Raw genomic sequence first — 14,998 nt, forward strand, 5'->3', positions numbered from 1 at the left:
CCTCCATCCAACCTTCCTCCTAGAGGGAGAAAGGCGTGAATGAACGTGAATGAGTTAGTGTGCTTCGTCCCAGTTATTACCTTGACCCACTTCCACAATCAGTGGAACGGAAATTTTCAACACAGACTGCATTACTTCAGCCAGTTGGGCAGAGAGTTCGTCGGCAATTGCAGCATCGACTTCAAACACCAATTCATCGTGTACTTGCAGTAACATTTTGGCTTGATCTTTCGGTAAGATTTTATCGACGGCGATCATGGCCAATTTAATAATATCCGCCGCAGAACCTTGTAGCGGCGCATTAATCGCTGCACGTTCAGCGCCTTGTTTCACCATTTTGTTGCTCGCCATAATGTCCGGTGTATACAGACGACGACCTAAAATGGTTTCCACAAAACCTTGTTCACGTGCCACTTGGCGAGTACGTTCCATATATTCTAAAACACCAGGGTAGCGTTGGAAGTATTTACCAATATAGTTACGTGACTCTTCGCGAGTGAAACCCAACTGACGAGTCAAACCGAATTCTGACATGCCATAGAGCAGACCGAAGTTCACCGCTTTGGCTTGACGACGTTGGTTGCTGGTCACTTCATCGAGTGGAATACCCAAAACTTCTGCCGCAGTACGTTTATGTACGTCTTGTCCATGATTGAAGGCATCGACCAAGGCATGATCTTGCGAGAAATGTGCCATTAAACGTAATTCGATTTGCGAGTAATCGGCTGCAAGTAATATGCGACCTTCAGGTGCAATAAAGGCTTTACGGATTTGGCGCCCAATATCTTCACGGACAGGAATGTTTTGTAAGTTGGGATCTGTGGATGATAAACGACCTGTAGCTGTTAACGCTTGGTGATAACTGGTATGCACACGATGTGTGTCATTATTCACTTGCTTTAACAGACCATCGGTATAAGTGCTTTTCAGTTTAGAGAGACCACGATATTCCAAAATTAAATCGGTAATCGGATGATCGATTTTCTCTAGAACACTTTCACTGGTACTGTACTGACCTGTAGAGGTCTTCTTACCGCCTTTTAAACCTAATTTATCAAACAGAATCTCGCCGACTTGTTTAGGCGAGCTGACATTGAAGCTTTGACCCGCAAGATCGGTAATTTCGGTTTCTAAATTTTGAATGGTATTGGCAAATTCCACACCAAGTTGGTCGAGGAATGCCATATCTAGCTCAATGCCGTTTTCTTCCATAGAGGTCAGAACACGGGCAACTGGCATCTCAATATTGTGCAAAATATTGATCAGTTCTGGATGGGCTTGTAACTTTTTATCGAGTACTTCATACAGACGATAGGTCACATGGGCATCTTCAGCGGCATAATGGGCTGCCGTTTCGAGCTCAATTTGGTTAAAGGTCTTTTGTTTTGCGCCTTTGCCGGCCACTTGTTCGAACGTCGTTGTGAGATGACTTAAATACAAACGTGCGACATCATCCATTCCATGACGCGTAGCCACAGAGTTGAGGACATAAGAGGCCAACATGGTATCGAAATACCAACCTGCCAAATGAATGCCATGATTTTCTAAGACATGTGCATCATATTTGAGATGATGACCAATTTTTTGTACGTCATTATCTTCAAGTAAAGGTTTGAGTTGATTCAGAATTGTGTCGCGATCAAGTTGTTGCGGCGCATCTTCATAATCATGCGCAAGCGGCACGTAATAGGCATCTTGTGCATCTAAAGCCACCGAGAAACCTACAATCTGCGCCACGCGGTAGTCAAGGCTAGTGGTTTCGGTATCAAAGGCAAAACGCTTTTCAGTACTTAGACGCTTGAATAACACATCCCAATCTTCTTGGGTCAATACCGTGTGATATCGAGCTTCACCGAGTAAATCATCAACACTGGTTTTGTCCGCTTGATCTTCAGCTTCAGGTGCATTGGCAACAGTCGCCGTGGTGTTGATAGCTTTGGCTGCTTGTTTGTAGGTTGCACCATTGGGGTTGTTCGGATGATCTAATGACTGCAGTTGGTTACGGAATTCTAGTTCAGTATATAAATCACGAAGTGCTGGAATATTTGGATCAGCAAGTTTCAAATCTTCGTATTTAAGGCCCATGTCGAGGTCGCAAACAATGCTCGCCAGTTGGTGGTCAAGAGTAATCCCTTCGACATTGTCTTTAATGTTTTGACCGACTTTACCTTTAATGCTGTCGACATTTTCTAAAATGCCACCAATCGAGCCGTACTCAGTTAAAAGTTTCGCTGCTGTTTTTGCGCCAACACCGGGTACACCACGAATGCCGTCAGAGGCGTCGCCCATCAGCGTGAGGTAGTCAATGATTTGATTCGGCCACACCCCAAATTTTTCAAAAACGCCTTGAACGTCCATCGGTTTGTCTTTGAAGCTGTCTTCTAAAGTGACACGCTCAGTAACGAGCTGCGCCATGTCTTTGTCACCAGTGGAGATCAAAACTTGATGACCGGCTGCTTCAGCGCGTTTGGCTAAAGTTCCGATAATGTCATCGGCTTCAGCACCTGGCAACATATGCAGCGGAATCCCTAGAGCACGAATTAATGCATGAAGATATGGAATTTGTTGTGATAATTCTTCAGGCATGCTTGGACGGTCACCTTTATAAATCGGGGACAATTCATGACGGAAGGTTGGTTCAGGTGTATCGAAAATAACGGCCATGTGCGTCGGTTGGATACGACGCATTAATTTTTGGATGGCAGAAATGGCACCTCGGATTGCATTGGTATGCAAACCGGTTGAAGTGGTTAATGGTGGCAGTGCATGGTAGGCACGAAATAAAAAGTATGAGCCATCGACCAAGACAAATGGTGGCATGGATAATTTCCTAATCCTAAAAACGGTTTTATTGTACGTGATTTTTTGCCCGTACGCTGAGTCTAGATTGTATATGTAACTTACCGAATCACTGATGAATAGTTTTAATCCATCGGTCAGGCTCATGTATCATCAAAACATTCAGGAAAATGACGAAGCAGGTATGCTGAAACAGAATAATGAAATCAAGATGATTTGGTTGATGACGCTGATCATGGTAGGGATCGGGGCATGGTATTTAGATGTCCGAATCCTGAGTTATATCAGTGGTATCGGTTTTATGCTCAGTGTGATGAATTATGTCGATGATTTACAGCATGGCGCTGATGCACTGAGCTCATCAAAACAAGCATTTCAAGTGACATCAAAGGTTCCGTTATATATTGCATCGTTATTAACGGTCGTTGGACTGTTAACAGAATTGGGATATTTGGTTGCGATCGGGATTAGCCTGTGGGTTTATTTTTTTCTGCGTTGGCTGAAACGATTAGAACGTCAGCTGCATCTATTGCAAGGACGTGCGCTTCAGTCGCAATCGTGTCATGTGGCTACTTCAATGTCAGCATCGACAATAGACCGTCCTGAAAATTTTGATTCTGACGATACACCATCTGTACATCCCGCGACTGCAATTGGTACAGCTAGACATCAGGCAACATTCAATTCAACGCCTTCTAATACATCATCCAAGTCTGCACCAAATTTATCCAGTCAAATTCAGCAATGGCTTTTCCAAGGTAATCCCGTGTTAAAAGTGGCGGTACTGGTCTTGGTGATTGGCGTGGTGCTATTACTTAGATTTGCCACAGAGCATTGGCAACTAAGCTTGGCCATGAAGCTGTTGATTGTGAGTTTGATCAGTGCTGGTGTTGTCGGACTAGGATATTGGCTGCAAGCCAAAAATCGAAGTTTTGCCTTAGCGCTAGAAGGTCTAGGTCTTGCAGCGCTGTTTTTGACCTTATTTTTTGCCTATTACAATGCCGTGATTGCGGGCTTTGGCATGGCCTGTGTACTGTATGCAGTGCTTATGGCATTGACGATTTGGCTCAGTTTGAAACAACAGTCAGTAGAACTGGCAATCATGGCAATGCTGATCGCCTATCTTGCGCCATTTACCTTGCCTGTTCGTGATGCAACTGCAACGGAATTCATCGCCTATTATCTTGTGATTAATATTGCTGTTGCGGTCATGAGTACTTTAAGACCGTGGAAATATCTGAATCAAATCGCATTTTTGATGACGGTGATTATGGGTGGTGGATATGCTTTTTACCACGGATACACCACCGAACGTCAGATGATGAGCGTGCTGGTTTTAGCCCACGCTGCGATTTTTATCTGGCTAGGTTTTCGTTTTAGCCAGTTATTGGCGAAACAGGATCTTGCGCATTTTCAACTCAAACCTGCCTTGGATATTGCACTGATTTTTGCTGCACCACTGCTTGCTTATCTGGCATTGTATTTGATGTATTTTGAGGAAACCGTATGGCAGGCGGGGTATAGCTTGCTATTTGCAGCGCTTTTTGCCGCACTGTATAGCATCAGTAAACGTAGTGCTGTGATCCCACTGATTGCACAAAGTTATTTGAGTTTGACCTTAATTTTCTTGGCATTGATTCCACCGATAGTATTGAAAGAGCAGTGGAGTGTGGTCGGTTGGGCAGTTGAAGGTGCATTGATATTTATATATGCCCTATACAAGCAGTCCAATATCAGCCGTTATTTAGGCATGGCGCTCTTGGTGATGGCGGGTTGTTCAAGTCTGTATTATTTGGTTCAACTGCCACATTTCCCTGCACAGATGTATTGGGGCGTGTGTTTGAGCTATTTGGCGGCCATTATCGTGACGCATGCTGTTCCTGCATTTCATAAACAGCTTTCAAGTTCGAGTATTGCCTTTCAATGTGTGCAAATGCTCTCAGCAACTACTATGTTCACCATGTTGCTCTTAGATTGGCTGCAGAGTAGTCATCAATTGGCCTTGAGTTTATTGATTGTCAGTGTGGCCTATCTGTTGGTGAATGAAGGCTTGTTAAAACGAAAAGCTTCGTGGAGTTGGTCCATCATTAAGTGGACCGGTCTAGTGCCTGTTTATGTGATGGGGCTGTACCAAGTTATTTCAGTGAGTGAGAACGGTCAGTTAATTTGGCATTCAACGATGGAGCAGATTTATTTTGCATTCGCTGGGCTGAGCTTGACGCTGCTTTGGCTACGACCATTACTCGGTGTGCGTGAAGAAAAAGAATGGGTCAGTCTCGGAATTTTGAGTAGCTTGGCGTGGACCAGTCTGACGCTGATACCCAGTATGCCGTATATCAGTGTGGTAATTTTGCCGCTGATATTTTGTGCATGGTGTTATTGGCAAGCGCAGCAACCGGTCTGGAAAATGTTTTGGCAGGCTCGCAGTAGCTTGCTTTTAAGTTTGGCTTGGATTATTTGTTCACAACTCTTTAGTCAGCAGGCCTTTGTGGGATATATCTTGCCGATACTGAATCCTTTTGATGCAGTGAGTTTGCTGTTGTTAGCGGCTTTTTTATGGATGTTGAATCAACAGTTAAAAGCTGGTTTAGATCGTAGCTTGGCTGCCGTGTTGAGTGTCCTAGGGCTACTTTGGTTAAGTAGCTATGTTGTGCTCCGTGCCTTACATAGGTATCTGGATACACCTTATAACAGTTTAGACATTTGGAGTGATGCGACCATTCAACTCAGTTTTACCGTGCTGTGGGTGTTATTGGCTTTGGTGAGTATGCGCTTTGCCAGTCAGCGCCAATTACGTTCAGTTTGGCTGCTCGGCGGCAGTATTTTGGTCTTGGTGACGTTGAAATTGGTCTTGCTGGATTTATCTCATGTCGGCACACTCATGCGAGTGATTTCGTTTATGGCGGCAGGTTTTGCCATGCTTTTGATTGCTTATATTGCCCCCATGCCGAATGACAAGATTGAGCCATGATGAAGTTCTTAAAGGTACGAAATCACTAAGCTGTACAGGTCGATGGCTATAATAGTAGATGATAAAAAAACCCTGCACATTTGAAGATATGCAGGGCTTTTCATATCAAGTCTATAAACCATTATTTGAGTTGAGGTTCTCGTTGGATCTCTTGTGCATTGGCATATTGATCGACGTCGGCATTGCTTGCTTGCGTAGAAAGCGGGTGGTCAACAAAACCCATTTTCGGTACAGGAATTTCAATTTTATTTTCTACAAAGGCATTGCGAATCCGTTCCTGCATTTCATCACGGACTTTTAGGAAATTCTCTCTTTGACACCAAATAGCAAAAAGCAGCTCAATGGAAGATTCACGAAAGGCAGTGACGGTCACGGCAGGTTTAGGATCGGCCAAGACCAATGGATATTTACTGACGGCATCTAATAAAACTTCACGGACTTTGATGATGTCTTCATGAAAGTTAATTGCAAGGGTAATTGGAATGCGCCGTATTGGAAACTTAGACAGGTTATGTACAGGTGCCCGAATCAGTTGTTCATTCGGCAAACGGACATAGACATTGTCCTGCGTGAGTAATTTGACCGACAGTAAATCAATCGAGATTACTTCACCTTCAATGGTATGCCCGCGAATCAGTGTCAATTGAATGGTATCACCAACCTCAAAAGACCCTTCACCGATCAAGAACATCCCGCTGATCAGGTTGGATGCGGACGTTTGCGAGGCAAAACCCAGTGCGACCGTTAAAATACCTGCTGCACCCAAGAAGACGCTGAGTTTAAAGCCGGCTTCTTTTAAACTGGCCATCACAAAGATTAAAAAGATGAAATAGAAAATCCCGCGACGCCAAACCAACTGCTGATGAGCATTGAAACGCATACCCACAGTGCGGATAAAGGTGTTTGAGATAAAACGTGCAATCAGAAAGCCGATGACTGCCAATAAAACAGCCACCAATAATTCTGTCAGCCGATCAGTATTGAGATTGGCGACCATTCCTTTTAGGCTGCTGGTAATTTCTGTCGAAATATTTAAATCTGCCATGGCTCACCGTTAGAAAAATGAATCAAACATATTGAACAGCACATTGGCTGACTCGCGTGGCGGATGTAGATAAACAACGTCACCTGCTTGTGGCGGTGTACGGTTTTCAATTTTGACCCGCGGCGGTTTGTCATGACCTTCATGCACGACTCGAATTTGTGAAGTCCATAAACGTCCTGTACTTTCACTATAAAATAATGGCAAAGCCGGTACAGGGACATTCATACGGTCAAAACGAATCTGTTGATTACTCACGTTATGAAACTCAATAGGGGTTACTGCACGAAAAGCACGAGGTTTGAGTTGTTTAAGTTCTGTACGACCATCAACTGCTGTGGCATAGCAAATTTCACCCATTCGATGGTTCGGACCAAACCAGGTATCTTTTGGTAGAATCACAGGTATATCAAACAAAGGTTCTCTAAGACCTTCGACAAAGCCAGCAATCCACAGCGGTGTGCTGATATACAGCGTTCCGCGCTGTCCCGCTGGAATATAAATCGGATCGACCGGTTTAATCACCACAGACCGATCTGCCAAACGTGGCATGATTTGAATTTTGTCATGCGTCTGGCGGAACATATAACGTTCCATTTTAATGGGTTGTGGAAAACCAAATTCAGGGTCTTGTATCGGATGCCATTGCTGCTCATAGTCAAACTGAAAGGTCGGGCGATGGTATTCCATACGCCACTCTTGCATGCCGCGCGTCACACGAAACAATAAAGACCCAAACTGCCAACTGCGCGGGTGATTCAGTTCAAATTGATATTCCCCCCACCATTTACGTTTTGGGGATTCCTTTTCAGTCAAATCATTTTCTAATGGCAATGCGTATATCCCTTGTCCTGATAAATCCTAAAAACAGACTTCACGCTGTCAGATGCTTAGAGTACACTCAAAACAACTTTTTTCATCATTATAATGCGTGATGCAAGTACTTAAACAATTACAAATACCATATAGTTTTGCCAAACGTCATGGCGTATTGCTTCGATATGAGGGTGATCAAGCTTTTATTGTGCGTCGTGACAGCACGCCACTACTGGCTTTGCAAGAAGCACGTCGCTATTTAGGGCATCCTGCACAATATCAATTATGTAGTGAGCAAGAGTTTAATCAATTACTCAGTGCAAGCTTTGCCGGAGACACCGGTGAGTCTCAACAAGTGGCAGCGGGTCTGGAAGATCATCCTGATTTACTTAGCCTTGCGGACTCTGTGCCAGAAGCTGAAGATTTGATGGATCAGGAAGATGATGCGCCGATTGTACGCTTAATCAATGCTTTATTGTCGGAAGCAATTCGTGTTGGAGCTTCAGATATTCATATCGAATCTTTTGAAAAAAAGCTGTCTGTCCGCTTACGTGTTGATGGTCAATTACGTGAAATTGTGCAGCCTCGTCGTGAACTTGCGCCATTGTTGGTGTCACGGATCAAAGTCATGGCCAAACTCGATATTGCAGAAAAGCGAATTCCACAAGATGGTCGTATTTCTCTGCGTTTGGCGGGCCGTGAAGTCGATGTTCGTGTATCAACCTTACCGTCTTCGTATGGTGAGCGTGTGGTGATGCGTTTACTCGATAAGCAAGCTGGGCGTTTAAATATGACCCATTTGGGCTTGATGCAACATGACTATGATCGACTGAAACAACTGGTGCATCGTCCGCATGGCATTATTCTTGTGACTGGGCCGACAGGCTCGGGTAAAACCACCACTTTATATGCGGCATTGTCCGACCTGAATGACGGCTCAAAAAATATTTTAACCGCTGAAGACCCAATCGAATATCAACTGGAAGGTATTGGGCAGACTCAGGTCAACACCAAAGTGGATATGACTTTTGCCCGGGCTTTAAAAGCCATGCTGCGACAGGATCCAGATGTGGTGATGGTGGGTGAGATTCGTGATTTGGAAACAGCAGAAATTGCCGTGCAAGCATCCCTTACGGGTCATTTAGTCCTTTCAACCTTGCATACCAATACCGCGATTGGTGCAGTAACGCGTTTAAAAGACATGGGGATTGAGCCGTTTTTACTTGCCAGTTCTTTAATTGGTGTGATTGCCCAGCGCTTGGTTCGTACCTTATGTCCACGTTGTGCAACATGGCATGAAGCGGATGCTTTTGAAACAGAAATTTTCCGCCATTTAGATGTCGGCACTGAACTGAAGTTACCGCAACCCAAAGGTTGTGAGCACTGTTCACATACCGGATTTATCGGGCGTACTGCCATTTATGAAATTGTCCCGGTCGATGATCAAATGCGCCGTCTAGTGCATGGCAATGCTGCGGAATATGAAATTGAAACCTATGCGCGTAAACAGTCGGGTTCTATTCGGGATGATGGTTTGCGCAAAGTGTTGGCCGGTAAAACCACATTGGAAGAAGTGCTTCGAGTCACCAATGAAGCGGCGGAGTAGAGAGTTTTTCTGTAATTTTTAAATATAAGATGTACTTATAAAGTGCATCTTATATTTTGGTAGGTATGAAATTAGCTTATTTTTCTAAAATCTCTTTTATTTCCATTTCTAATCTTTCATAGAATTGATCTAAAGTCATATTCTTAAAAAATCTATTTCTATTTACATATGGCAAAGCTTCCTGCATCAATTGATTATATAAAGGATCATTAACATACTTTGCTAACACTAAACGTGAGATAGCACCTAGACCTGTGATATATTCTTTTTCATCTCCATGATTCAACCACTGATTTAAAGTTTCCAGATCTTTATGTTTTTCTTCATCATAAATTAAAAAATCATAAACTTGTTGTAACACGTGCTGCAATTGTTGTGGATCATTAAAATGAATTGCTTCCCCCTCTATTCCATGAATATTGGGTAAATACTGCAAGGTATGATCATCTATAAAATGTTGGCGTAGTATACGGATTGCTTTTTCTGATGAAATTTGAATATAACTTCCCAAAGCAATTTGGCTATATGCTAAAACATTTTTTTTACTTGAACATAGTATTAATATACCTTCATATATTTGATCATTAAAATCTCGATGATATATAGTTTCGTTAAATTGATTTTTTTTTCTCTGCTTTATAAAATTTAAAGATTCTTTATTTAAATCTAACCACTGATCTGCAAAAATACTGAGCTTCTCTTGTGTTTGTGGTATAGCTTTAAATTGTAATAACTGTTCTCTTGATACTGCTTCGACAGAGCTTAACATCTGTTCAATACTTTTCTGATCGGGGAAAATAACATCCCGACTGAAAAACACATAATGCTTTGCATCAAAAGCAACGAGATTATGCTTGCGCAATGTTTCGACCAATATTTTATAAAGGTATTTACTTTTTTCCTGCAAATATTCAATCACAAAAACATTCGTAGAAAAGTTAAAGAAGCCCTTTACATTACTAAAGAACTGGATAATTTCTTCATCGAAATTTTCTGCAAGTTCAGGATTAGTCACAATACTTTCAACTTCAATGAGCCAATTTTTCAGATTTTCTGTAAAACCTAAATCTTGAGGATTGGTTGCAAAATATTCTGCCTGTTCTAATGTAGAAATTGTTGTTTGAAAATGATGCTGTTCAGCATCCCATACATAAAATAACGCAGACATTTCTTATAAACTCGGTTTTAATTATTCGTCTTATCTTATTTATGTTTGAAATATAAGGCTATATTTTTTATAAAATTTATTTTGATAATTTAGGAAGCTACCCTAAAACATTTTGTTTTAGGGTAGGAGTTCATCAGGTAATCGCATTTAACGTTACATTGATATTGCCACGTGTTGCATTGGAATAAGGGCAGACAATATGTGCAGCATCGACCAGTTTTTGGGCTTCTGCCTGATCCATCCCTTCTAAATGAATATTTAAGGTCACTTCAATACCGAAACCGGTCGGGATCGGACCAATACCAACTTCACCTTCAATATAGGCATCTTGAGATATATTTAATTTATCGCGGTTGGCAACAAATTTCATCGCACCTAAAAAACACGCTGAATAACCAGCGGCGAAGAGTTGTTCAGGATTCGTACCATTACCTGTACCCCCCATAATTTTCGGCACAGCCAATTGAACATCTAAATGACCATCGGATGTCGTTGCACGACCATCACGACCACCAGTGGCTTTTGCATGGGCTGTATAAACTGCTTTTTCTAAAGTCATTTTTCTAATCCCTCAGATGATGGTTCAAAATCATATCGTGGGGGATTTTGTTTAAATAATATTCAGTTTTTTTGTAATTTTATACAGAGTGAAAATCAATATTGAACCAAAACACGGTGCTGCATCAGTGGCATTGATGCACGAATCTGCTGCTGTTCGTCTAAGTCAAAAGGAAATGTGAGTAGTTGAGCGCCTTCTTCTGCGGTGATTGCTAAAATTTGACCACGGCTGTTGCTTGCTCCAGCATGACCCCAAGTTTGACGCTTTTCACCATGCCAGCCTTGTTGTGCGGCACCTAATACAGCACATTGACTATCCATGGCACGAGCTTGCAGTAACAACTGCCAGTGCATTTCACCCGTGGTATAAGTAAAAGCTGCAGGCGCCGTTAAAATGTTTGCACCTTGGCTACGAAGTTTCAAAGCCAGTTCAGGAAAGCGCAAGTCGTAGCACACCATCAGGCCAATATTGCCAAAAGGTGTTGTTGCAACTACGGTTTCAGTACCAGGTTCAAAAAATTTTGATTCTTGATAGCCACCGACAGCGTCACCAACTTGCACATCAAATAAATGAATTTTGTCATAACGTGCTTCGGTATGTTCAGGGCTGATACACAGGCTAACAGTACGGACACGGCCATCTTGAATGATTGAACCATCTGGACGATAAGGGCATGGGAGTGTGCCCGCAACAATCCAAAGTTGATAACGATGTGCGAGTTGTTCTAGTCGCTGCTGAATACTTTCAAATTGCGCCGCGGTTTCGCGTTGTTTACCTGCGGCAAAGCAGACAAAATTTTCAGGAAATACAATGAGACTCGCACCTTGAGCCTGACATTGTTGCATCAATGACTCGATCACTTTGAAGTTATCTTCAATGTCATTTTGAGAATTCATTTGTGCAACGGAAAGTAAAGTCATGCGAAGAGGGTCTCTGCTGTGATTAACCTAAATTAGACATTTTGCTGCTTGGGTTGCTCTAGATTATCCTGCTCTTTTTGCAGTTGTTTGACCAAAGGCTCAAACATATTTTGGTTGCTATCATTCAGTTTCATCAGCGTTTTGTGTGCATCTAAAACCGTATTCAGCATATTGCTATGGGTAATGTGTTCTTCCATAAGTGCGCGAGTGCATACACTTGGATCACCACAATAATTCAAAATAACAAACACTTGACCTAAACCCATGCTATTGGCAAGCGTTGTGATATCAGAGTTTGTAGACAACATTACCGCTTGGATATGGTGAACTTGTTTGAGCTTCAAACCCAGTTTCGCCAAAATGCCAAGAACAGTACTATCGATAAATGTCGTTTGGGTTAAATCAACGATTGCACCGACGACATTTTGTTGCTGTTCAATTTTGTTTAATAACTTGTCTAGACTAATACAAGATTGGGCACGCACTTCGCCAATAAGCTTAAAAATATGCGTTCCGTTCAAGCTTGCATATTCAACATGACCTGTTGACATATAAATGCCATTTGCAGAGAAGGATAGTAAATTATCCCATAGGGGCACAGCTTACTCAAGTAGCCGAGTATGATCAGAAAGTCGTATTTGGTTTAAGTAATTGATTTCGTGATTAATTGATTCGACGTAAACTTAGGATGGCAATATCGTCAGCAACATGGTCTGGTGCTTGAAATGATTGATTTTGCAAGTGATAAACCAATTGACCTAGCTGTTCATTCAATCCACCGTCAAAAGGTTCGAGTGCGCCATCGGAGCAAATTACAAAGCGAGAATAACGATTTAAGATAAATTCAAACTCTTCAACTTCTAGGTCTTCAGTTAAGCCGAGTGGGAAGCTGCTGGTATTTAAAATTCGCGCAGGAAGACCGGGTTCAAATAAAATGGCCGGCGGATAATGCCCTGCACTAGACCATTTCAAGACATGCGTATCGAGATTGAGTATCCCAGCAATCATGGTAATGTGCTTTTCAATATTTTCTTGAACCAGCATGCCATTGAGCTTTTTGATGAGTTCTCTCGGGGTTTTTGAACGACCGTGGAAAGCAGCCATCCATGAGGTCAGTAAACTACTCGTTACCCCATGACCAGACACATCTGCGAGATAAAACATAATTTCTTTATCGCTGATTTTCCAGTAATCGTACCAATCACCCGATAAATAAGCAGAAGGTTGGAAGAATGTTTCAACTTTATAATTGTGGAGTTCGATTGGATTTGGCAGTAAGCGTTTTTGCAAATCTGCAGCAGAAGGGAGGTCGCGGCTGTCTTGATTGCGTTTGTATTGCGCATCAATTTTAGTGAGTGCTGCTTGGAGGTTAGTTGGAATATGATCCCACACCCATCCTGCTAAAGCACCTTGTTGCCACGCTTGAGCCAATGCAGCGCCCTCATGCTCAAAAGCGAGCACAATGGTAGGAAGTGTCCATTGGTGATTTAAAAAGTCGGCAACATCAGCAATTGCAATGATCGTTGGATCATACAAGTCTAGATCTTCAATGTTAATCATTTGTACGCTAGGAAGCGCATCAAGTACCTGATCTAAATATGGAATATCACGAGTAGGTTGAATGAAATACATAAAGAATTAGATGAATCCTTCGATAGACAATAAGTGTACTATAGCAAGCTAATGATGGCTGGAGGGAAAAACCACACCAGCCAATTGAAAAATTTTATTTATTCAGTTGTTACCGTGTCGGTATCATCTGAACTGCTATCATCAATGAAATCGGTAGAATCATCAGATGAAACATCTGTTGAATTATCTTCAGATTCATCAATATCGTCATCTTCTTCATCAATAAATAAGTTTTCTTCAGCAATACCTTTTTTCTCGGCAATAGAATAGTTCAGGCGTTGCAAATAGATATCACGAATTTGAGCGTATTTATCGCCTTGCAATACACCTTCGATATCCAGTAATTGAGCGCGAGTATCAATTCCACGTAAAGTTTGCTCAGACCAGTAAGCTACATCATGACCATCAAGCATATATTTCTGTGGACGTCCTTGACTATCTACAGCTAGACCAACGGTTTGGCGCAATGTGCTTGGGCCAAGCACTGGTAGAACAATATAAGGACCAGAAGGAATACCGTAATATCCTAAAGTTGCACCAAAATTTTCATCTTCGGTTTCTAGGCCTAGGCGACTCGCAGGGTCAGCAAAGCCTAAAGTTGTCAGTGTATTAACAGTAAAGCGACCTAGACTTTTTGCGGCACGTGTCGGTCGTCCTTGGATGAGTTGGTTAAACGCATTCCAAGGTTCGCCTAAATTTTTACGGAATAAACGATAAGATTCACGAATATCCTTTGGAGTTTTTGCGACATATTGCACAGCAGCAGGGCGGGCAATATGGACATCTAAATAATCATTAAATGCGTAAACTTTCCGGTTGATCGGTTGGAAAGGGTCTTTATCTTCTTCTGATTGTGCTGCATTCGCATTAACAGATAATTTTTTTGCAACTTCAGATGACTTGACCATCGCAGCATGCGCAAGTTGTTGTGTTTTTGATTTATTGGCAGCTTCTGAATCTTGAGCAACAGGTGCTGAAGCTTCGTCATTTGCAAATACAGGTGTTGTTACGACAAGTGACAATAATCCTGCATATAAAAAAGAAGTTTGGCGCATATATAGTCCTGACGCTTTTAGCGCGGCAAAATGTTTGCCGTATAATAAGTAAAAACGTTCAAATAATCCTGATTTATTACTATTAAACCAAATTTGATCAAAATATGAATGAAAAAATGTAATTTGAGCGAAAAATGTGCGCTCAAAATAATTATTTAAAAAAAGGTGTTGCGTTGGATCAGAAATGCTGTAGAATGCACATCCATCGGCGGTGATGAAGATTAAAACTTCTGATAAAACAATGACTTCGTTGAATTGATTAAGTTGGGTTTTATTTGATAAGTTTAAATAATTTGAATTACCGGTTGACTCTTTAGAAATAAAGAGTAATATAGCCGACCTAGCTTGCTGGTGACGAACCAACAAGAAGATCATTAAGAGATTATGAAGAACAACTTGTGTGGATTTTTACTGATTGATCGATCGAAAT

The 14,998-nt window shown here is 41.9% G+C and carries 11 protein-coding genes; 2 read left to right on the plus strand and 9 right to left on the minus strand.

Features of this window, described 5'->3' with window-relative positions; translation table 11 throughout:
• Positions 1 to 54: 54 nt before the first annotated feature.
• Complete coding sequence (polA, locus tag FTU77_RS12630) at positions 55 to 2,820, minus strand: DNA polymerase I (protein WP_180055947.1); 2,766 nt, start codon at positions 2,818 to 2,820, stop codon at positions 55 to 57.
• 163 nt (positions 2,821 to 2,983) lie between these two features.
• On the opposite strand from polA, the gene FTU77_RS12635 reads away from it, so the two are divergent.
• Positions 2,984 to 5,770: a DUF2339 domain-containing protein gene (locus tag FTU77_RS12635; RefSeq protein WP_180055955.1), complete on the plus strand. Its 2,787-nt coding sequence runs from the start codon at positions 2,984 to 2,986 to the stop codon at positions 5,768 to 5,770.
• 121 nt (positions 5,771 to 5,891) lie between these two features.
• Here FTU77_RS12635 and FTU77_RS12640 read toward each other — a convergent pair whose 3' ends face one another.
• Entirely contained in the window at positions 5,892 to 6,815 is a 924-nt protein-coding gene (locus FTU77_RS12640) for a mechanosensitive ion channel family protein (RefSeq protein ID WP_180050202.1), read from the minus strand.
• 9 nt (positions 6,816 to 6,824) lie between these two features.
• Positions 6,825 to 7,646 carry a hypothetical protein gene (locus FTU77_RS12645; RefSeq protein WP_111884712.1) on the minus strand — a complete coding sequence of 274 codons (822 nt, stop codon included), beginning with the start codon at positions 7,644 to 7,646 and terminating at the stop codon, positions 6,825 to 6,827.
• Between the two features lie 100 nt (positions 7,647 to 7,746).
• On the opposite strand from FTU77_RS12645, the gene gspE reads away from it, so the two are divergent.
• Positions 7,747 to 9,234 carry a type II secretion system ATPase GspE gene (gene gspE / locus FTU77_RS12650; protein ID WP_180055948.1) on the plus strand — a complete coding sequence of 496 codons (1,488 nt, stop codon included), beginning with the start codon at positions 7,747 to 7,749 and terminating at the stop codon, positions 9,232 to 9,234.
• Between the two features lie 76 nt (positions 9,235 to 9,310).
• Here the strand turns inward: gspE and FTU77_RS12655 are convergent, their stop codons facing one another.
• The 6 genes from FTU77_RS12655 to FTU77_RS12680 form a co-directional block, all read right to left on the minus strand.
• On the minus strand, positions 9,311 to 10,402 hold the full coding sequence (locus tag FTU77_RS12655; RefSeq protein ID WP_180055949.1) for a hypothetical protein: 1,092 nt from the start codon (positions 10,400 to 10,402) through the stop codon (positions 9,311 to 9,313).
• Between the two features lie 133 nt (positions 10,403 to 10,535).
• Complete coding sequence (locus FTU77_RS12660; RefSeq protein WP_180055950.1) at positions 10,536 to 10,961, minus strand: organic hydroperoxide resistance protein; 426 nt, start codon at positions 10,959 to 10,961, stop codon at positions 10,536 to 10,538.
• Positions 10,962 to 11,056: 95 nt separating this feature from the next.
• The gene (locus tag FTU77_RS12665; RefSeq protein WP_180055951.1) at positions 11,057 to 11,881 is read right to left on the minus strand and encodes a carbon-nitrogen hydrolase family protein; all 825 of its coding nucleotides are present in this window, start codon (positions 11,879 to 11,881) and stop codon (positions 11,057 to 11,059) included.
• Between the two features lie 32 nt (positions 11,882 to 11,913).
• Positions 11,914 to 12,432: an anti-anti-sigma factor GigB gene (gene gigB, locus FTU77_RS12670; RefSeq protein WP_078189558.1), complete on the minus strand. Its 519-nt coding sequence runs from the start codon at positions 12,430 to 12,432 to the stop codon at positions 11,914 to 11,916.
• Between the two features lie 112 nt (positions 12,433 to 12,544).
• On the minus strand, positions 12,545 to 13,513 hold the full coding sequence (gigA, locus tag FTU77_RS12675) for an RsbU family protein phosphatase GigA (protein WP_180055952.1): 969 nt from the start codon (positions 13,511 to 13,513) through the stop codon (positions 12,545 to 12,547).
• A 98-nt stretch (positions 13,514 to 13,611) separates the two neighbouring features.
• Positions 13,612 to 14,568: a VacJ family lipoprotein gene (locus FTU77_RS12680; RefSeq protein WP_078189556.1), complete on the minus strand. Its 957-nt coding sequence runs from the start codon at positions 14,566 to 14,568 to the stop codon at positions 13,612 to 13,614.
• Positions 14,569 to 14,998 lie beyond the last annotated feature (430 nt).

The sequence above is a fragment of the Acinetobacter sp. YH12142 genome (assembly GCF_013418435.1).
Lineage (GTDB): Bacteria > Pseudomonadota > Gammaproteobacteria > Pseudomonadales > Moraxellaceae > Acinetobacter > Acinetobacter amyesii.

What these genes read in the sequence shown, in the direction of transcription:
- polA (WP_180055947.1), bottom strand. Translation starts at nt 2,820, where the DNA reads ATGCCACCATTTGTCTTGGTCGATGGCTCATACTTTTTATTTCGTGCC.
- FTU77_RS12635 (WP_180055955.1), top strand. Translation starts at nt 2,984, where the DNA reads ATGCTGAAACAGAATAATGAAATCAAGATGATTTGGTTGATGACGCTG.
- FTU77_RS12640 (WP_180050202.1), bottom strand. Translation starts at nt 6,815, where the DNA reads ATGGCAGATTTAAATATTTCGACAGAAATTACCAGCAGCCTAAAAGGA.
- gspE (WP_180055948.1), top strand. Translation starts at nt 7,747, where the DNA reads ATGCAAGTACTTAAACAATTACAAATACCATATAGTTTTGCCAAACGT.
- FTU77_RS12655 (WP_180055949.1), bottom strand. Translation starts at nt 10,402, where the DNA reads ATGTCTGCGTTATTTTATGTATGGGATGCTGAACAGCATCATTTTCAA.
- FTU77_RS12660 (WP_180055950.1), bottom strand. Translation starts at nt 10,961, where the DNA reads ATGACTTTAGAAAAAGCAGTTTATACAGCCCATGCAAAAGCCACTGGT.
- FTU77_RS12665 (WP_180055951.1), bottom strand. Translation starts at nt 11,881, where the DNA reads ATGACTTTACTTTCCGTTGCACAAATGAATTCTCAAAATGACATTGAA.
- gigB (WP_078189558.1), bottom strand. Translation starts at nt 12,432, where the DNA reads ATGTCAACAGGTCATGTTGAATATGCAAGCTTGAACGGAACGCATATT.
- gigA (WP_180055952.1), bottom strand. Translation starts at nt 13,513, where the DNA reads ATGTATTTCATTCAACCTACTCGTGATATTCCATATTTAGATCAGGTA.
- FTU77_RS12680 (WP_078189556.1), bottom strand. Translation starts at nt 14,568, where the DNA reads ATGCGCCAAACTTCTTTTTTATATGCAGGATTATTGTCACTTGTCGTA.